We start from the raw sequence: 19,030 nt of genomic DNA, 5'->3' as shown, positions 1-19,030 counted from the left end.
ATTTCATTTCAATCCGTTGGAATATTCCAACGGATATTTAATTTCACTATTTATTTATAATTTCCGCTCGTTAATATGCATGATATTTTATATAACATGCTAATAGACATCTATTATTTTTCACTCTACTATACAGGCACTAGAAAATATAAAACATAACAAAAAAATTTTATTAGGTAATAAATTTAAAGTGCAAATACATTCACATAATGAAACTATATTAAGAGGCTATTTCAATAATGTTATTAATAATCACGGTAATAAAATAACCTAATGAAATAGATTCTAATTGTCACTATTCTTAAACCAAAGTAACCGGAGTATGTTAATGAAACGATTACATGATATTGAGAAAGAAATGTTGCCTGTTGAATCCTATAAAATGCTTATCGGTGGGCAATGGGTAGATAGTGTATCTAAAGGAACAACGAAAAGTTATAACCCGGCGACAGGTGAATTACTGGCTGAATATGCATCCGGTAATGCCGAAGATGTTGATCTTGCTGTCAGTGCCGCGAAAAAAGCTTTCGCTACATGGAGTCAAACCTCCCCAATCGAAAGACAAGCTGTTTTACTGAAAATTGCTGACTTATTGGAAACAGAACAAGAACGTTTTGCCATTCTTGAATCACTGGATTCAGGTAAGCCATTAAATGAATCCCGGAATATGGATCTACCCGCCTCCATTGACCATTTCCGCTATTTTGCCGGCGTGATCCGTGCCCATACTGATGAAGCTTCAGTTCTCGATAGTAATACACTCAGCCTGGTGATCCGTGAACCCATTGGTGTTGTCGGACAGGTTATTCCCTGGAATTTCCCGTTATTGATGGCGGCTTGGAAACTGGCTCCGGCTCTTGCGGCGGGTAACACCATTGTGATTAATCCAGCAACAATGACCCCCATCACACTGCTTGAACTGGGCCGGATACTGAATAAAGTCCTGCCGGCTGGGGTGGTTAATATTGTTACAGGTCGGGGATCAGTCGTCGGTCAAGCTATTCTGGACCATGAAGATGTCGAAAAAGTGGCATTCACAGGTTCCACCAGAGTAGGTTATACCGTAGCCGAAGCCGCAGCCAAAAAGCTTATCCCTGCCACACTGGAACTTGGCGGTAAATCAGCCAATATTATCTTCCCTGATGCCAATATGAAAAAAGCCGTAACATATGCGGCCAAAGCTATTTTGCTGAATCAAGGGCAAGCGTGTGAATCAGGTTCTCGGTTATTCCTGCATAAAGATATTCATGATGAATTTCTTAAGTCGCTGAAAACAGAATTTGAATCTGTCCGGGTTGGTGATCCGTTGGAAAAAGAAACCCAAATGGGAAGCCAGATCAGCCAGGAACAGATGGAAAAAATTCTCAGCTATGTCGATATTGCGAAAAAAGAGGGCGCAACTATTCTGACTGGCGGCAAACGGATTACTGGCGAAGGTTATGATGATGGCTTCTTTATTCAACCAACCATCATTATCAATGCCACTAATGAAATGCAGGTAGCACGCGAAGAAATCTTTGGTCCTGTATTGACAGTCATTCCATTCAGTACGGAAGAAGATGTGATCAGAATGGCAAATGATTCTGATTATGGTCTTGGTGGTGCTGTCTGGACACAAGATATCAACCGCGCATTACGTGTCTCCAAAGCTGTCAAAACGGGCCGTATGTGGGTTAACACTTACCATGAACTACCCGCTCACGCACCATTTGGCGGCTATAAAAAATCGGGCCTTGGCAGAGAAACACACAAAATGATGCTGGATTCTTATACTCAGGTTAAGAACATCTATATCAAAACCAGTGAAGAATAATATCAATCAGTAATTAATGAGTTAAAGAAGCCTTCCAATCTGGAAGGCTTAGATTGCAGGCCAACCTCACTCAAAATAATGAGGTTGGTTTTTTTCATTATGAAAAATGCTGTGTCTATTTTTTCCCTATTAAACCGGTTTGATCGCCCACCCAAGCATCATTTTGACCTGCGTACAAAAAGAGCGTTTTGAGCAACACTGGCAGAGATTCTCCGCAGCCTGATAATACCGGTATCCCTCGCGGCTAGTGGCGGTATATTATCTAATGATCACAGAAATCATTAGATAATTAGTAACTACAATACCAATAGACAAGTCAAGATTTTTATTTGTAATCCCAAAAATTTAGCAGACCGTAATGTTAATTTAATAAAAAATATCCCATAGGTTTATAATATCTTGGTGGAACATAAAGATCATAGCCATTTTCTTTACAAAATAATCTTAACTCCATAACTGATCCAACAGAAAGTTTCTCATAGATATCTTCGAAATATTTTTCCACAGTACGGCATGAAATACCCATTTTGACCGCAATATCTTTATTACTGAGACCACGGCAAAACAGGAAAATAACCACCCACTCTTTCTCTTTTAATATATCGTTCGGCGGCTTAAATTTAACAGGGGTAAACATATGATGTTTAATATAATGAGCCATTGCAAAATACTCTATTTCTCTGGCATGGGAAACCACACCAATACATTGATTGTTTTCATCCATTAATGGGGATTTGTTATAAAAATAAGATCTAAATCGTTTACCTTTCCCTACTGGATAAATCCCTATTGCTGATATTCGCTGCATATGCTTTAAGACCTTACTGTCGTGCTCTTCAAACAAATGGGCAAGATCATGAAATGGTGTGAGTAATTCTTTTTCAGAATACCCAATAACATCAAAATCTTTAGGGAGTTGATTAGCTTTAATAAATACCCTATTTGCATAAATAAAACGGAATTCTCTATCTTTTACAAACCACAGTTCAGAGCTTCTATCCCACATATTTGTTAGCTGATGCGTAATTAAAGGTAAATTTTTGCATCTCGATTGATTCATATTATAGGCAATCCTTAAGACATTATTTTTCACTAAATTATTTAATATATAAGTGAATATCCTTGCAGGTAATAGTGCTCCCAACTTCTCATAAATAACAAATAACGGAAAATACGGTATTATAGAAGGCCAAAACACACATAATCGATGAAGATTACGAGTTATATTCCTTCTACATCGGTCAATTAGGCATCCAAAATAAAATTACTACATGTTAATACGATAAACAGAGTAGCTAAAGAATACAGAGTGATAGGATAATAAAAATTTTTCGGGTATATAGCAATTAAAATTATTGACTCGACAGTATTATTCCGATCTGCTTTCTTTTATATTTCTGTAAAAAAAGGAAAATAATATCCCACTCACGTTCAGTAAAAATACCTATCGGTGGTTGGAATAAAATGGATGAGGGGAGTTCATCATCATAAAGCCCCTCAAAATCAAATGAGTCTGAGAAATTCTTGAGAGATTTTAATACTAAGTTACCATAAATGAAACATGAATTTTTGTCTTTGACTCCCCATGGATCATTATTTATTCCCATGGTATTGACTATTTGCGATGAAATAGTTACCTGATTAATATCTTTCATAAAAAAATCCTATTGTACAGTTATGTTAGTGATAAATTTATAATCCCTACTACCAATAGTAACAAACCTTTCAGGAACATAACGATCATTTCAAGTTGTTCCCTTATCTTCGGTGGAAGATAAACTAAACTGACTAGTCTATTTCTTGCTATTTTTGACATATCACGCATAAGCATCTCCTTACATAAGTCTCAGGTCATAAAGCCTAGTGTGTTGTTCACTAATACCAATAAGATCAAACAGAGCCATTAAGCGTAGATGTCCATCAGGTATTTCTATTACCTTTCTGATTTCCCTTTTTAATTTTCCTGCTAGAACCGAACTAAGAAGGTGGATGTTCTCTGACAAAATATCGGGAGGATTCCTGAACTCGAGGCATTTATTATTTGCGCTTAACATCTCTGGGCGGCAAAGTTTAAGTTCAGCAATAATGCTTTCAGGTACTTTACAAGGATAACTCCCGAATCGGACAAAGCCAATGGCACCATCAATCGCCGATATCTTTGTTGTATGGATATCTTCAGGATTAAAAAAAACAAACATATAGCAAGGGAACAAAGCTTTGGGTTTTGCCCTACGCAATGACTTGCGATCTGGGCGAGGAACAAAGCATTCTCTGACGGGCATATAACATTCCACTCCCTCTCGAGAGAGCGTATTCATTATTGAAGGGGAACGGCGTTCATGATGATAGAGAATATACCACGATTTCATATAGTTACCCAGATTTAACTTGTAGACCAGGCAACTCCTCCGCCCAACTCGTACCAGTCGGGAGTTGTCTGACGTTACATTGAAAAATTGAAATAAAGAAAAATAATTATCGATGAAAATCGTACCAGATTAAGACACAAAAAAACACACAAACTGTCCTTTTTAATGAATTCTTTTGATTTTAAAATAATTTCTTAATAGAATAGAATTGCCGGATTGCCAAAACTCATTAGAGAATGAAAAATGTCCTTACCTGTAAAAAAAACAAAAGATAATATAGTCAAAAATATTAACTACTTAATAAAAAGCAGAGAAGAGTCCAAATTATCTTTCTCAGAAAAGTCAGGTGTAACAAGATCCACTGTGTATAAGATTCTTGATGGCAAGATAAAAAACATACAGAAAGGCACTGTAGAAAAAGTTGCTAATTTCTTTGGCGTTTCTGTAAAACTATTGGAAGAATACGACATTGCTTCCATCGAAGAATCAGAAAATAATCCTGACGGAAACATCAACCCTATAAGCGTACCCATCATAAAAGAAAGCCAACTTTATAAAAAGTTTTCAAGAAAAATTAGCCAATTAATCGTTGAGTGCGATAATACATACTGTTACACACATGAAAGGAACATCATTTGCATCAAGCTAGAATCAGATAAAAAACCCTATTATCTTAGTGGCGAGATGTTATTTATTCGCCGTTTTTTTAAGGGTAGTGATGATGAATTGCTCGTAACAATTAGGGATAAAAATATTGAGATTAAAGGTGAAATAATCCCTGAAGACTTGTTGATTGGTTATATTATTGAGGAAAGGACTGATGAGAAAATTTAAGTTAATGGGATTTAAACGGGGAAAGTGTATAAAGGCAATAATATTAGTTACTACAACAGGGAAAACATTCACGTCTCCCTTGGATAAAATTGTAGAAAGCGACATAATTGAAAATCTTTCTCACAGGGAAAATAAGGAGATATACAGAAAGCTATACTCGAGCGGAACAACAAAATCATATTATGAATTTGAGGAGAGAAACGAAAGGAACTGGTTTTCATATATTTACCTTTGCATCTTTTTATCGGTGTTATATCTATCATCTAATATTATTGGTATAAAACCAGCCCATGTATTTGGATTAACAGTTCCTGCCGCCATATTCATTTATCCATTAACATATATAATTTCAGATATACTTAACGAATTTTATGGATTACGTTTTGCAAGAAAAGCTATTAATTCTGCTTTTCTGAATAACCTTACATTTTGTTTTCTGCTTTACCTAAGTACGAAAATACCGGCACTGGATAATTGGGAATTTTCTTCCAGTTTTAACAGTATTGTGTTCGATATGATCGGTGTTTTGTTTGCCTCATCTGTATCATACATAGTTTCTGAACACACAAATGCTTATCTTCTTTACCGGCTAAAATTATTGACAAAGGCAAGATTCCTCCCATTCAGGGTAATAACCAGCACGATCATATCATCCTTTGTTGATAGTTTTATATTTATAAACTTGGCCTTCCACCACCTGGAGCAGCATATGATATGGAGTATGATTGGAGGTCAGCTTCTTATTAAACTCATTTATGCAATTATTGGCATCGTACCTATATACATATTCAGATATCTATTTAACAAATTTATTTACCAGAAATAAAAGGAGCTAAAATGAGCAATTCCCATTTCACTATTTCAGAATTATCACTTGGTAAAGATACAACTTATCCAGAAAAGTACTCACCAGACTTACTTCATGGTGTCCCCAGATCTCTCGGGAGATCATCCTTATCAATTAAGGATGCACCTGAGTAAAAATCTGATAGAATCAAAAAGCTTCAAGCTCTATTTGAACAGCCTGAATCAGACAAATTTTGAAAGCTGGGACGATGTGCATAATACCATAGTTAACGATCTCGAAAATTGCGCTTCTGGAAGCGTAACACTAGAACTCTATCCTGTCACTGACATCAGTGTTCAACAGGCTGGAAACTTTGAAGGGGTATGCATTGATGAACAGGATATAAATATCGCTGATTTTAAATTCAGTAATGCTTACCTAAACAATGCAGTAGATAATGAGTATACAGAAGAAACGCTTGTCAGCCATTTGCTAAAATCGAACTGCCTCATCACAAATCAACCTGATTGGGGATCGGTTCAGATTCACTATCAGGGACGTCGTATCAATAGGGAAGCACTTCTTAGATATTTAGTATCATTCAGACAGCACAATGAGTTCCATGAGCAATGTGTGGAACGTGTTTTTAATGATCTGAACTATTTCTGTAAACCAGAATATCTTGCGGTTTATGCTCGTTACACTCGCAGAGGAGGCCTGGATATTAATCCTTGGCGTAGCAATACACCTTTTAAACCCTCCCATTTCCGACTAGCAAGACAATAATTAGTATGCCGCAATCCCTTTACCCTTTTAAGGGATTGCAGATTTCAGGCGGAAAGGTCTGAGGGGCGTTCTTAACATGACGCGGCCAGATCCGTTTAGTGAACGGAGCTTAATTGAAACAAAATGCCGGATAAAAAACCAGCACTTTGTCAGTCATCTGAGTCTTCCAATCTGGAAGGCTTTTATTCAAAGTTTTACTTTAATATCAACGCTATCTGCATTCACATCTTTAATATGTTCTTTTGTCAGCCGGTAAACAACCGGGCTTAACAGTGCTATTGCAATCAGGTTCGGGATTGCCATCATTGCATTTAATGTATCGGCCAGTAACCAAACGAAATCCAACGATTGAGTCGCACCGACCATTAAAGCAATAATCCATACCACACGGAAAGGTGTAATGGCTTTTTGCCCAAATAGATACTGAATACATTTTTCACCGTAAAAACTCCAGCCAAGAATCGTAGTAAAGGCAAAGATTATCAAAGCGCCTGCGACAATATAATTTCCGCCAGGAACCGCCGCAGAGAACGAGGCCGCTGTCAGTGTCGCACCAGTCTGACCGGTTAACCAGCCACCCGTAATGACGATAGTAAAGCCAGTGATAGAACAAACAATAATGGTGTCAATGAAAGTCCCGAGCATAGCAATCAACCCCTGACGAACCGGGTTTTGGGTTTTTGCTGTTGCATGAGCAATCGGCGCACTTCCCAGCCCCGCTTCGTTAGAGAAAATCCCCCGGGCCACACCAAAACGAATTGCCGCCCATACGGCCGCACCCGCAAAGCCACCTTGCGCTGCAACAGGTGTAAATGCAGATTTAACAATCAGAACAAACGCAGCAGGAATTTCACTGAAATTCACGCCCAGAACAATGATCCCGGCAGCTAAGTAGGCAACCGTCATAAATGGCACTAATTTACCTGCCACATCAGCAATACGTTTAATACCACCGATAAGTACTGCACCAACCAAAATCGCCAGTACTATGGCGGTAACCATGGTAGAAACACCGAAGTTACTTTGCATTACATCAGCAACAGAATTCGCTTGTACGGTATTACCGATCCCAAAACAAGCAATACTGCCAAATACCGCGAACAGCGTTCCCAACCAGGCCCACTTTTTACCCAGACCATTCTTTATGTAATACATAGGGCCACCAACATAGTGACCATTTTTATCAACCTCACGGAAACGGACCGCCAGTACAGCCTCTGAATATTTGGTCGCCATACCGACTAATGCGGTTATCCACATCCAAAACAGGGCACCCGGTCCACCCAATACAACCGCAGTAGCCACACCGGCAATATTACCTGTACCAATGGTGGCGGAAAGTGCAGTCATCAGTGCGTTAAACGGCGATATCTGCCCTTCTCCCCGCTGATGATTACGCTCAAACAGTAATTTGAAACCCGTTCCCAGTTTACGTATAGGCAGGAAAGAGAGACGGATCTGCATGAAGATCCCAACCCCCAAAAGACCGACCATCATCGGTATTCCCAACACGACCCCGTTAATAGCACTTAACCATTCTGTGATTAATTCCATAGATTCCCTCTGATATTTCATAACAAAATAACAACATGTGAGCATCAATTAAATAAAGAATATTTACAGAAAATATGCGAGAAAAAATTTCGTAAAAAGGGAAAAAGATCTAATACTTGTGAGTGATATCACTTGATAGAATTTTAAGATAAAACGCCCAAAATTTGTTATACCAAATCCATCACGAAATTCTTACGTCTGAACTAATCTCTCTTGAATTCGAATCACTTACTACTTGATTTAACTCTTTTAACCAATTGAAATAAATATTAATTTTATACTTCATTTTTTATGTTAATTAATGAGTTTATTAGTTTTTTTTAAAAGAAATAAGTCAAATAAATAACAGTTCAGTAGAAATTATCAATGATTTTTCTGAAAAACCGCTTTCTCTACCTACTGTGTTTTCTCTCTTAAATAAGAGATTACTTGAAATAGATCTATTACACCTATCAGAAAAGCAATAGAAAAATATGTGTAATATTTTTTTATCATCATAAAACTAGCGAATCTTTATCGAGTCGCTTCACAATAATTGAATAACCTCATTGTGTTATTGCTCTGTTCAACTCATTTTGTCGACTTAAGTTAACAAATAGAGGAGATCGCATGATGGAACAACAATATTTCATTGGTGTTGATGCTGGTTCAGCCAGTGTCCGTGCTGCAGTTTTTGATCAACACGGCAAACGACATGCATTCTCTGTTCGCCCTATTCAGCAATTTCATCCAAAAGTTGATTTTGTTGAACAATCTTCCACGAATATCTGGGCACAAGTATGTGCAACAGTAAAAGAAGTTGTCACATTAGCGAATATTAATCCCATTGAGGTCAAATCAATCGGCTTCGATGCTACCTGCTCACTCGTCGCTGTAGCGGCTAAAGGGCGACCACTCTCTGTAGCTGAAAATGGCAATCCTGAACACGATATCATCATGTGGATGGATCATCGTGCCATCAAAGAAACCATCACGATAAATCAGACCAATGATCCAGCACTATGCTATGCGGGTGGTGAAGTCAGCCCTGAAATGGAGCTACCGAAAATATTGTGGCTAAAGAACCATTTCCCTCAGCGTTATCAGGATGTATGGCGTTTCTTTGATTTAGCCGATTTTTTAGTGTGGAAAGCCACTGCCGCTGATGTGGTCAGTACCTGTACTCTTACCTGCAAATGGAACTATCTGGCTCATCAAAAACAGTTCAGCGAAAAACTACTTCATGAGATGGGTTTAGATGATTTAACCGATAAGGTTCCATCTACCATTCTTGAGCTTGGCGAGAAAGCCGGTTACCTGACCGCTGAAGTAGCTAAAGATTTTGGACTACACACAGGGGTTGTTGTCGCCGGTGGTATTATTGATGCACATGCGGGTGGTTTGGCCCTAGCCGGCGCATATCCAGAAGGCTGCCTGGTCATTATCGGCGGTACCTCAAACTGTCACATGATTGTCAGCTCTTATCCTGTCATGGTTCCGGGTGTCTGGGGTCCTTATTTCGGTGCCATGCTACCCGGTTACTGGCTCAACGAAGGTGGGCAAAGCGCCGCTGGTGCATTAGTTGAGTGGTCAATTCGTCAGCATAACAGCTGGCAGGAGTTGGAAACAGAAGCTAAGGCATCGGGTCATCAATACTACCAGTTACTGAATGAAGCCATTGCGCGGTTAGAAAAACAAGAAAAATACCCAACTGTTCATTTACATATTTTAGCTGACCATCACGGCAACCGTTCACCAAGAGCAAATCCTAACGCCAAGGGAATGGTAAGTGGGCTCACGCTGGAAAATGGTCGTGATGCTCTGGCCCGCTATTACCTGGCAACCCTGCAATCTATCGCTTATGGCACTCGTCACATTATTGATGCATTAGTAGAAGCCGGACACCAGATAAACAGATTAGCTATATGTGGTGGCGCAACTAAAAACCCATTATGGCTACGTGAATACGCCAACGTCACCGGACGTGAAATTCATCTGCCTCAGGAAGAGGACGCAGTCAATCTTGGTTCTGCTTTGCTTGGCGCTGTTGCCTGCGGTTTTTTTGCAGACTTCACTCAGGCAGCAAAATCGATGGTACGTGACGGCAATATTATCAAACCGGAAAAAGAGACATTTTTATTCCATCAGGCTAAATATCAAGTCTATCTGCAAATGTACCATGACCAGCAACAATATAACGAAATCATGCAAGCCTGCGGTTAATTTTGAATAAGAAAAACCAGAATATAGTAAGATTTGATTGATAAAATTTCTCCGGCCTAAAGCCGGAGAAAAAGGTCAATCCTTATAACTGTATTGATAATGTCCACCATAATAGAGACTGGAGTTTTTCTCTACCGCATTTAGCAACACACCTTTAATATGAGTGCCATTTTGCTCAAATCGGCGAATAGCGACATCAACTTCTTTAACTCTCGTTTTATAATAACGGGCAATTAACAATGAAGTTCCTGCATATCTCCCAATAATCGCAGCATCGGTTACGGCTAAAATAGGTGGAGTATCTACCAAGACATAATCATAATGCTCTTCTGCCCAGGATAATAATTCCTTGAATCTATTATGCATAAGCAGCTCTGACGGATTAGGCGGAATATTGCCTCGACTGACAAAATCAAGCTCAGTAAGGTAGGTTCTGGTAATAACCTCTTTTAACTGATTCTGACCAGCCAAGTATTCAGAAAGCCCCAGAGATTGAGAACTTTCCAACACCTTATGCAAATGGCCTCTTCTCATATCTGCATCTATTAAAAGAACGCGTTTATTACCTAATGCCAATACCGCCGCAAGGTTCACCGAAATAAAAGATTTCCCCAATTCAGGCGCTGAACCAGAAAGAAGAATAACTTTGTTCGCGGATTCCATCATTGAAAAATGCAGGGTTGTTCTAAGACTCCTCAATGCTTCAATAGCCAAATCAGTAGGATCATGAATAGCTAATAACCGCAATTTCTGACGATGAGTTCTCTTTTTCTGTTGCTGTTCAAGTTTAGCCTGAGTCTCAGATAGTGGGATAGTTGCATAAACGGAAACCCCAATTTCTTCCAATTGCTCAGGGCTTTCAATTCCTTTACGGAACATTACTCTTAATAAAACGACTCCGATTGACAATATAAGCCCTAACATCGTCATAGCGGCAATGATCAGTGGCTTTTTCGGTTTTACCGCTGAACTTTCTACAACAGCTTCATCAATAATACGAACATTACCAACCGTCCCAGCTTTCAAAATGTTTAGTTCCTGCTGTTTATTGAGTAACTGCACATAAATTTCTTGCCCAACCTGAACATCCCGGGTTAAACGTAAAATTTCCTGCTGTGTTTTCGGTAACCGTTTGATTGACTGATTCAGCTCCTTTTTAGTCTCAGCCAACGTCTTCCGTTTATCAAGCAAAGCAACATAAGCAGGGTGTTGTTTAGTATACAATTGCTGTAACTCAGCTTCTTTGAAAGTCAACTCATTAAGCTGTTTCTCAATCTGGACCAATGTCTCCAGAGCTGATTTTGCTTCAAGTGATAAATCGACAGATTCATTAGCCTGACGATACTGATTAAGCAGCTCTTCAGAATTATTGAGCGCCATTTTAACTTTAGGCAAATGATTCTTTAAAAAACTAAGACTACTCTCAGCCTCTTCAGTTTTTCTTGTCACATTCTGTTGCAAATAATTTTTACTGACACTATCAAGTATCGATTTTATTCTTTTACGGTCATCACCTTCTATTTCAAGCGAGATAATGCCGGTATTATTTCCTTTCTCCGTTACCCGTAAAGCTTGTTGCAGCGAACGAATGGCATCCAACCGGGGCCGTTTAACCAATGTAAGACTTTGCCCTGGAGGGGCTAAGATATTTGAGATAAGCAAATTTATGCCATCAGCATCAAGTACCTTGTTCACTTGCCCGTGAAAAACCTGATCGTCAAACTCCAACTGATAATTTTCTGAATCATCAACATATATTTTTATAACTTTACCAATACGCTCTGATGATACCGTAAAATTTTTAATAACAATGTCAGGCTTAGGCATACCTCGAAGACGGGCAATTCCCTTGCCTATCACAGGAAAATAGTCGGCTGTAACCTGAATATCCAAATTCAAGTCCTTTACCGTCTTGCCTATTATCATTCGTGAAACTAATAGTTCCAGTTCTGCTGATGTATCTGACTGTCTTCCAGACAGCATATCCGTCATGTCCCCGACTAAAGATAGTGCGCTGCTTTTCTTTTCAACCTGCAATAAAGCATTCGCTTTGTATACAGGTGTCGCAATCAAGGAATAACCAAGACCAATAACCATGAATAAGAGAGTGATTCCGCCAATAGCCCAGCGATAGTCGAATAAGGCACTAAGAAGACGGCCTAAATCAATTTCATCACTATCCGTATGTGTGTGACTTGATTTATCTGATGTAGTCATAAAAAGCCTATAATTACTTTATTAAGAAGTAATGAAAAATAAAAAACCCAGAATCAAAAAATACTTATAAGTTATAATTTACCTAACCAACCATTAGCACTCTTAAATAACAATTGATATACATATTCATAAACCTCAATATCGGATTTATAAGGATCAGGAATCTCCATTTCACTTAACCAATGACCAAAAAGCATTGTTTTCCCTCTTGCCCCTAGGTTTATCCGGTTTACAGCCTCAATATGTTTTCTTTCCATAACCAGAATCAGGCTTGACTGCTGGCATAATTCACTGGTTAGCTGGCGTGCGGTATGCCCTTCCAAAGACAATCCATGTCTGGACGCAACCTTACTTGAGAGCTCATGTGCAGGTTTTCCTGTCAAAGCCGATATTCCCGCAGAATAAATCTCTTTCTGAGGAAATAGCTGCCGCAATAAACGCTCCCCTGTTGGAGATCGACAAAGATTACCCACACATACAATCAGAATAGAATTAAACATTAATTAGGCCACGTACGAATCCATCGGGTTGTTTCAGTCAGGTTGTTAATACTTGATATCGTTGGCACCAACTGACTGATAACCCGATTCCAACGAACAATTGGCGCACTGGTAACATAAACAATATCATAAGGTTGTAAATTAAACTCAGTTCCCAAGATTAATGCTGTTGCATCCTTAGCATTGAGCTGATAGATATTAGCTATTTTTCCATTATTATCAGGCATATTGCGCAATGAACGGATAACAAAAATTCCACTCGCATCGCTTGATAATTGATCCATACCTTCAGCGTTACCCAATGCTTCTGTCAAGGTCATACCACTACGATCCATACGCAAAGTGCTCTGTTTTCTGACTTCTCCCATAACAAATACTTTCAAATCATCATTACGAGGAATATATAAGATATCGCCGGAATAGAGCAGACGATTTTGCTTCAGATCACCATTTTGCATTAAATCTTGCAGAGAAATAATTGTCTCCTTTCCCTTATGAGTCAAAATGACCCTTTTCCAGTCAGCATTTTCGGTCAAACCACCGGCATGGTTAATCGCATCAATAATAGTTAAAGGAACATTGGTGATAGGTTGTTGATCAGACTTGGCAACTTCGCCTGTTATATAGGCTTTTTGTGAACGAAACGCAGCAATATTTACATCAATCTGAGGAGATTCGATATATTTTGATAACTTCTCTGTAATCAGAGTACGCACTTGAGTGACCGTTTTCCCTTTCACATGAAGTTTGCCAATATATGGATAAAAAATCGTTCCGTCAGAATGAACCCAGTTACCCGTATCACTGGCACTACGATATTGCCCTGCTGGTATTGTCAATTCAGGATGATCCCAGACAGTAACCATAATGACATCACCCACACCAATACGGTATTCATATTGCTGTAATTCTTTATCTAACTCAGGATTAGGACGTGCAATAGCAGAGTTTACTCGTAAATTTTCAATTAACTGTGGTGTTACCGGATAAACATTTACCAAATTATTAATATCATAGTTACTATCATTACCATTGATTATTTCTTTATTATAAACAGGAAGACTACTCCCAGGAGCAACCGTACAACCACCTAATAACATAGAACAGAATGATGCCAGAACTATAATTAATTCCTTAATATTCATCAGAAATTTATCCTTAAAAAATAATAAACAAAAAAATACATCAATTAGTATTAATTATAATCTCCCTAAGAAAACCAGATTATAATATAATAAAATATAATATAATATAAAAATTTTGCTTAAGTATCACAAGCCTCTATGTTGCTGGTCATATCACTTTGTAAAAACAATAGAAATCAACTTAACACTTTTGAGGAATTCAAACTATTAAATAAATATAAATCAAACAAATAATATATTAATTAACTATTTAATTATGGAATGTATTTTATAAGGTATTATTGCAAACAGAAAGTAAGAACCACATCCCTCTGATGCAAGATGACAAGAACATTCATCAGAATTTATCGAAATTGAATACATGATTGAGATTACATTGGCGGAAAAAATACACACTAACTTGCATCAAGCGAGTGTTCACATAAGCGGATTTGTGATTTGAGCCTGTACTTTTCACGATTATCCACTACTATTATTGATTGTTTTATATTAGAGACAGAAAACCTGAAGGTTGAATATATTCCATAAAAATTTTATCAACTGGGACTATCATGCACAAATCAGCCATCCTAAGAATAGCCAGACCAACCGATAACTTAAATCAGGTTGCCGACATGTACTGCCAAGGTTTAGGGTTTATTATTTTAGGTCAATTCGAAAATCATGAAAACTTTGATGGCATCATATTAGGACATCCAGATCATCCCTGGCATCTCGAATTTACACATCATCATGGTACAACAGCAGGCAAAGCACCCACACAAGATAATTTACTGGCCTTCTATATATCAGACCATTCAGAGTGGTCACATCAAATATCGTTAATAGAAACCGCTGGTTTTATCACTGTTCCTTCTTACAATCCATACTGGGATGTTAATGGTAAAACATTTGAAGATATTGATGGTTATCGGGTTGTGTTACAAAACACAGTATCCCCTGTTTAACTTTAAGCATACTTGCCTGATAACCAACCCACACCTACCTTGTTTGACATTGTGAAATAACATGATCAAAACTCAGCTATTGACACTGAGTTTTGATATACTCCTGCAAATATTTAGTTTGCTTTTCGTTCTCAACAATCATTCTTCGGAGATCGAAATAATCTTGTTCAGCTGCCGGGTTAAATCGTGGGGCTCCTGCATCGCCCATGCTGCCGGAGGAACCGGCTTCGCTTTGATTACAGGTTGCCGCGATACGCAACCGGAGGCGGCCAGCGGCAACATCACCACGAAGAGCATCAATTTCAGATTTGGCATTAGCAAGTTCCTTTGTATATTGATTATCCAGTTCAGACAGGAGTTTTATCCTCTCCTGCTGACTGGCGATTTCATTCTGTTGCTCCAGCAACTCGCTCTGTAGCTGGACTGTCGTATCAAGCTGTTGGGTGTACTTACCGTAATAGTGATGCGCCACCAACGAGACAAGAACCAGTGCAACGAAGGTGTAACCGTGTGAGTTAAACTTCATCATATCGCCCTATAAAAGTGAAAAGGCTTTATCAATGACCGCGTTGTTATAGGGCTGACTACCATTCTCTACGGTAATAATGGCCTTAATGAGTTTGGTCATAAATACCTGATTAAACACATCAACAACTTGGTCGCAGGTAACATCGGTGTCTTTACACACACGATTAACATAACCCTCGGTATTATTCTCATTGGGGGGCGCCCAGCGTGAAATGATCCCCTTCACTGTTTTGAGACCATATTTTCTATTGTAATTATGTAAAATTTTAATCATTGCCCGAATACCATATTCAGGACCGACAAACTGACAAAAAGCGTTATCGGTACGCTGTGATTCAGGAACCAAACCTTGCCAATCATCACTCCAACGGATATTGCCGGGGTTATTATTTCGAATGCCTCTGCTCATCATTTACTCCTTTTACTTATTGCCTGTTTTGTTATTAACCACTTTTCTTAAGATCTGACCGAAATAGTCAGTTCCCAGATAACCAATAATGACACTGCCGATGTAAGCCAAATCCGTACTCATACCAAAGAAATCCAGCACATCACGAATAAACCAAGCAATCATGGCGCACATGATGGCATCCATAATTGTCGTCCAGAACTTACCTCCGTTATATCTACCCCTGAGATAAGCCATTGCAGCAGCCAGTGCCGCACCTATACCTTGCTCTTTGACTGACAGCAGCCATAACCATAGCTGCATCCAAATGTCAGGCTGTTTATCCATGTATTTCATCCTTTCCTCCCATTGATATAATGGGAATCCACAGGCTGCCGTGTAGCCTTAAATTTGAGTTAATAGGAATACTGCGAAATCAGTAGAATAAGAAAAGGCCACACATAGCGCAGCCTTAAATTTTGTAATGTGATTACTTACATTTAGTATAATTCCGTGCTCATCAACAAACACCGGATGTGTATCATTATGTGTCAGGAAGTGATAAAAATTAACAGATATATAACTTATTAGCGTATTAACCATTCCAACAAGATAATATCCCCCCTGATAACCATTATTGATTTTTTATAAAAACAAAATTTAAAATTTATTTTTTAATTTTCCGACATCGTATCCTTAAATTAAAAGGCAAGGCTTATTACTGTGCCTTTAATATAAAGTCTTTTAATACACGATAAACCGCTTCAGGTTGTTCAAGTATCCCTAAATGGGTCTTGGCATTTTCCAATCGCTTAACCTGGAAGAATGAGTGCTCGAAGGAAAATTTTTGCTGCTCAAGTAAATAATTATCACTTCTGTCCAAAGAATAAATATGAATACATTGATGCCCTCCGGAAAAAATTTTCAATCGTCCTAAGGGAGAGCCGTATCTACTATATGCTCCAACTATCGCCTTTCCGGCCGCCTCCCACACAGGGAAATCTATTTGTGACATTTCTTTAACTAAATGATCCATAACAATTTTATTATTTCCTCCCCCCAGCCAGAAATTAAATAAAGAATCTCTTGCTGAAATCCAATCTTCAGGATCTTGTATATCGCTAATTGACTGAAAAAATGCAGGATCAGGGTTAGTCATAATCCAATCAAGAAATACGAGTGTAGATACTCTCTCTGGCATTATCTCTGCTATATCGGCAGCAATCCAACTGGCATGAGCAACTGAGACCAGTATAAGCTGTTCTATATCTAATGAATTAATGAAAGAAACAACATCATTTAACAACATCTCTGGCGTTAATGGCAATGCAGATTGGGAGGATAACCCATGATTACGCCAATCCAAACTAATCACTCTGAAAGTTTCCTCAGCCAACGCTTCAAATGGAATAAAAACCGTTTTAGGCTCACACCATCCAGGAAGCAGTAGCAATGTTATTGGACCGACTCCATTGTCATTGTAATCTATTGTTATATTATTGCAGTGAAATTGACTCATAATCCTATCCTTAGTAAAGAGATTATAAATACTACGCTGGGTTTCTTTTTCAGTATCGTACGCAATTTACACATCACATGGTAACAAAAAATGAACAATGCTACACCAGTAATCAGTTAACCCATTAATCTTACAATCTTCACCGTCAGCGTTAAACGTTGAGTTATCTATTCCAATAAATTATGAAGCAACCAAGTAATTACATCAGAGAAATTTACATTCAGAACATCGTAGTCACCAATTAATGAATTTATTTAATAATAAGATTAAATTACAACGTATAACAAACCATACTTCATGGTAATTATGCGCACCAAATAATAAATCGCTCAAAGCAATTTGGCGAACAAAACGTTTCGCTAACAATTTTTTTAAAGCAGGATCTTGTATCTTTTTTCTATACAAAATAAAAAAACTTCCTACCTCCCTTATTGCATGACGATTAAGTGATCTTTTTAACGAATTTTTACATTTAATTCCTTTTGATATTTTAATAATTGAATCAACTACAGTAATATAACTGTCAGCTCGATGATATAATTTTTTAATTTCTTTTGATCGAGTTATTGATTTTGGATTATGTCGATAACAATACAATAGCTCCTCACAGAAGCCGATTCGATTCGCTATAAGTGACAAATTAATTGTCCATAAAATATCCTCATGGAGGGTATTTTCTATAAAATTCAATTGGTTATTTATAATCAATTCTTTTTTAACCAGTTGTAACCAAACAAAATGTGGCCATTCTCTACATTTAACACAATACTCTATCCATTCTTCACCCGTTAACACACTACCATAAGGCTGTCTACGTGTTATTCTTTTATTCTCTTGTGAGAATGGATCTTCTGTAAAACTCACGCCATTACCAATTAACACATCTAATCTTTGTTCAAGGGCTTGATCAAGCCATTTCCTTAATATTTGTGGTTTTAACCAATCATCACTATCAACAAATAAGATCCACTCACCTCTAGAATATTTTATGCCACAATTTCTAGCTATTGAGACACCACTATTTTCTTGATTGAAGATTCGTATTCTATTATCTCTTTTTTCATATTCCTTGATTACCGCTAAGCTATTATCAGTTGATCCATCATTAATAATAATGACCTCAAAATTAATATTTTCTTGCGAAGATATTGCATCTAGCAAATAGACTATATTATCTTCATCATTAAAAACAGGTATAATAATAGTAATATCAAACTGAAACATCTATAATCCCTCTAATGTATTAATCGTTTTTAATAAAAACATTATTTTCATGATAAAAATGTGCCTTTTGCTCGTTGCTATTCATAAACCATACAATATTTTAAGAGCGATTTGTAGATCAAATTAAAAAATTTCACTAAAATAGTTAATAGTGAAGTATGAAAATAAAAAAATAGAAAATTTACATGTTACTGCTTCATGTAACGATAGCCATAAC

General features: G+C 37.8%; 17 protein-coding genes and 1 pseudogene. 6 read left to right on the top strand and 12 right to left on the bottom strand.

What is annotated here, in order from left to right; translation table 11 throughout:
• The first annotated feature begins 328 nt into the window (after window positions 1–328).
• A complete protein-coding gene (locus PTE_RS01880) occupies window positions 329–1,813 on the top strand; it encodes an aldehyde dehydrogenase family protein (protein WP_036842685.1) in 1,485 nt (494 codons plus the stop codon).
• 361 nt (window positions 1,814–2,174) lie between these two features.
• Here the strand turns inward: PTE_RS01880 and PTE_RS01875 are convergent, their stop codons facing one another.
• From PTE_RS01875 to PTE_RS22595, 3 genes are all read right to left on the bottom strand, one after another.
• Complete coding sequence (locus tag PTE_RS01875; RefSeq protein ID WP_036842682.1) at window positions 2,175–2,873, bottom strand: helix-turn-helix transcriptional regulator; 699 nt, start codon at window positions 2,871–2,873, stop codon at window positions 2,175–2,177.
• A 292-nt stretch (window positions 2,874–3,165) separates the two neighbouring features.
• The gene (locus tag PTE_RS01870) at window positions 3,166–3,468 is read right to left on the bottom strand and encodes a hypothetical protein (RefSeq protein WP_036842679.1); all 303 of its coding nucleotides are present in this window, start codon (window positions 3,466–3,468) and stop codon (window positions 3,166–3,168) included.
• Between the two features lie 180 nt (window positions 3,469–3,648).
• On the bottom strand, window positions 3,649–4,182 hold the full coding sequence (locus PTE_RS22595) for a transcription termination/antitermination NusG family protein (RefSeq protein WP_071992920.1): 534 nt from the start codon (window positions 4,180–4,182) through the stop codon (window positions 3,649–3,651).
• A 243-nt stretch (window positions 4,183–4,425) separates the two neighbouring features.
• On the opposite strand from PTE_RS22595, the gene PTE_RS01860 reads away from it, so the two are divergent.
• The 3 genes and pseudogenes from PTE_RS01860 to queF all read left to right on the top strand — a co-directional run bounded on the left by PTE_RS01860 (window position 4,426) and on the right by queF (window position 6,589).
• Window positions 4,426–5,016, top strand: a complete 591-nt coding sequence (locus PTE_RS01860) for a helix-turn-helix domain-containing protein (RefSeq protein WP_051477073.1) — start codon at window positions 4,426–4,428, stop codon at window positions 5,014–5,016.
• Entirely contained in the window at window positions 5,003–5,842 is an 840-nt protein-coding gene (locus PTE_RS01855; protein WP_036842677.1) for a queuosine precursor transporter, read from the top strand. The genes PTE_RS01860 and PTE_RS01855 overlap by 14 nt, the downstream gene beginning before the upstream one ends.
• An 11-nt stretch (window positions 5,843–5,853) precedes the next feature.
• Window positions 5,854–6,589, top strand: a pseudogene (gene queF / locus PTE_RS01850) (NADPH-dependent 7-cyano-7-deazaguanine reductase QueF).
• Between the two features lie 186 nt (window positions 6,590–6,775).
• On the opposite strand, the gene PTE_RS01845 reads toward queF, so the two are convergent.
• The gene (locus PTE_RS01845; RefSeq protein ID WP_036842675.1) at window positions 6,776–8,143 is read right to left on the bottom strand and encodes an alanine/glycine:cation symporter family protein; all 1,368 of its coding nucleotides are present in this window, start codon (window positions 8,141–8,143) and stop codon (window positions 6,776–6,778) included.
• Window positions 8,144–8,755: 612 nt separating this feature from the next.
• Here PTE_RS01845 and PTE_RS01840 point away from each other — a divergent pair.
• On the top strand, window positions 8,756–10,345 hold the full coding sequence (locus PTE_RS01840) for an FGGY-family carbohydrate kinase (protein ID WP_036843460.1): 1,590 nt from the start codon (window positions 8,756–8,758) through the stop codon (window positions 10,343–10,345).
• Between the two features lie 75 nt (window positions 10,346–10,420).
• Here the strand turns inward: PTE_RS01840 and PTE_RS01835 are convergent, their stop codons facing one another.
• The 3 genes from PTE_RS01835 to PTE_RS01825 form a co-directional block, all read right to left on the bottom strand.
• Complete coding sequence (locus PTE_RS01835) at window positions 10,421–12,562, bottom strand: polysaccharide biosynthesis tyrosine autokinase (RefSeq protein ID WP_036842673.1); 2,142 nt, start codon at window positions 12,560–12,562, stop codon at window positions 10,421–10,423.
• A gap of 71 nt (window positions 12,563–12,633) precedes the next feature.
• Complete coding sequence (locus PTE_RS01830) at window positions 12,634–13,062, bottom strand: arsenate reductase/protein-tyrosine-phosphatase family protein (RefSeq protein WP_036842672.1); 429 nt, start codon at window positions 13,060–13,062, stop codon at window positions 12,634–12,636.
• Window positions 13,062–14,207, bottom strand: coding sequence for a polysaccharide export protein (locus PTE_RS01825; RefSeq protein WP_036842670.1), 1,146 nt, complete (start codon window positions 14,205–14,207; stop codon window positions 13,062–13,064). The genes PTE_RS01830 and PTE_RS01825 overlap by 1 nt, the downstream gene beginning before the upstream one ends.
• Before the next feature lie 551 nt (window positions 14,208–14,758).
• Between PTE_RS01825 and PTE_RS01820 the strand changes: the two genes are divergently transcribed.
• Window positions 14,759–15,154, top strand: coding sequence for a VOC family protein (locus PTE_RS01820; RefSeq protein ID WP_036842668.1), 396 nt, complete (start codon window positions 14,759–14,761; stop codon window positions 15,152–15,154).
• Window positions 15,155–15,230: 76 nt separating this feature from the next.
• On the opposite strand, the gene PTE_RS24275 is transcribed toward PTE_RS01820, so the two are convergent.
• The 5 genes from PTE_RS24275 to PTE_RS01800 all read right to left on the bottom strand — a co-directional run bounded on the left by PTE_RS24275 (window position 15,231) and on the right by PTE_RS01800 (window position 18,813).
• A complete protein-coding gene (locus PTE_RS24275; RefSeq protein ID WP_239002356.1) occupies window positions 15,231–15,683 on the bottom strand; it encodes a lysis protein in 453 nt (150 codons plus the stop codon).
• Between the two features lie 6 nt (window positions 15,684–15,689).
• Complete coding sequence (locus PTE_RS01815; RefSeq protein WP_036842665.1) at window positions 15,690–16,091, bottom strand: structural protein; 402 nt, start codon at window positions 16,089–16,091, stop codon at window positions 15,690–15,692.
• 12 nt (window positions 16,092–16,103) lie between these two features.
• A complete protein-coding gene (locus PTE_RS01810; protein ID WP_021323761.1) occupies window positions 16,104–16,427 on the bottom strand; it encodes a phage holin, lambda family in 324 nt (107 codons plus the stop codon).
• Between the two features lie 361 nt (window positions 16,428–16,788).
• The gene (locus tag PTE_RS01805; protein ID WP_036842662.1) at window positions 16,789–17,589 is read right to left on the bottom strand and encodes an alpha/beta fold hydrolase; all 801 of its coding nucleotides are present in this window, start codon (window positions 17,587–17,589) and stop codon (window positions 16,789–16,791) included.
• A gap of 234 nt (window positions 17,590–17,823) precedes the next feature.
• Entirely contained in the window at window positions 17,824–18,813 is a 990-nt protein-coding gene (locus PTE_RS01800; protein WP_036842659.1) for a glycosyltransferase, read from the bottom strand.
• Window positions 18,814–19,030 lie beyond the last annotated feature (217 nt).

Origin of the sequence: Photorhabdus khanii NC19, assembly GCF_000517265.1 — a bacterium.
Classification (GTDB): Bacteria; Pseudomonadota; Gammaproteobacteria; order Enterobacterales; family Enterobacteriaceae; genus Photorhabdus; species Photorhabdus khanii.
Note: the sequence above shows the minus strand (reverse complement) of the source record. Positions and strands in the feature narration are given on the sequence as shown.

Coding starts and splice junctions, on each gene's coding strand:
- PTE_RS01870 (WP_036842679.1), bottom strand. CDS start 3,468: ATGAAAGATATTAATCAGGTAACTATTTCATCGCAAATAGTCAATACC.
- PTE_RS01875 (WP_036842682.1), bottom strand. CDS start 2,873: ATGAATCAATCGAGATGCAAAAATTTACCTTTAATTACGCATCAGCTA.
- PTE_RS01820 (WP_036842668.1), top strand. CDS start 14,759: ATGCACAAATCAGCCATCCTAAGAATAGCCAGACCAACCGATAACTTA.
- PTE_RS01880 (WP_036842685.1), top strand. CDS start 329: ATGAAACGATTACATGATATTGAGAAAGAAATGTTGCCTGTTGAATCC.
- PTE_RS01835 (WP_036842673.1), bottom strand. CDS start 12,562: ATGACTACATCAGATAAATCAAGTCACACACATACGGATAGTGATGAA.
- PTE_RS01800 (WP_036842659.1), bottom strand. CDS start 18,813: ATGTTTCAGTTTGATATTACTATTATTATACCTGTTTTTAATGATGAA.
- PTE_RS01845 (WP_036842675.1), bottom strand. CDS start 8,143: ATGGAATTAATCACAGAATGGTTAAGTGCTATTAACGGGGTCGTGTTG.
- PTE_RS01805 (WP_036842662.1), bottom strand. CDS start 17,589: ATGAGTCAATTTCACTGCAATAATATAACAATAGATTACAATGACAAT.
- PTE_RS01830 (WP_036842672.1), bottom strand. CDS start 13,062: ATGTTTAATTCTATTCTGATTGTATGTGTGGGTAATCTTTGTCGATCT.
- PTE_RS22595 (WP_071992920.1), bottom strand. CDS start 4,182: ATGAAATCGTGGTATATTCTCTATCATCATGAACGCCGTTCCCCTTCA.
- PTE_RS24275 (WP_239002356.1), bottom strand. CDS start 15,683: ATGATGAAGTTTAACTCACACGGTTACACCTTCGTTGCACTGGTTCTT.
- PTE_RS01840 (WP_036843460.1), top strand. CDS start 8,756: ATGGAACAACAATATTTCATTGGTGTTGATGCTGGTTCAGCCAGTGTC.
- PTE_RS01815 (WP_036842665.1), bottom strand. CDS start 16,091: ATGAGCAGAGGCATTCGAAATAATAACCCCGGCAATATCCGTTGGAGT.
- PTE_RS01855 (WP_036842677.1), top strand. CDS start 5,003: ATGAGAAAATTTAAGTTAATGGGATTTAAACGGGGAAAGTGTATAAAG.
- PTE_RS01860 (WP_051477073.1), top strand. CDS start 4,426: ATGTCCTTACCTGTAAAAAAAACAAAAGATAATATAGTCAAAAATATT.
- PTE_RS01810 (WP_021323761.1), bottom strand. CDS start 16,427: ATGAAATACATGGATAAACAGCCTGACATTTGGATGCAGCTATGGTTA.
- PTE_RS01825 (WP_036842670.1), bottom strand. CDS start 14,207: ATGAATATTAAGGAATTAATTATAGTTCTGGCATCATTCTGTTCTATG.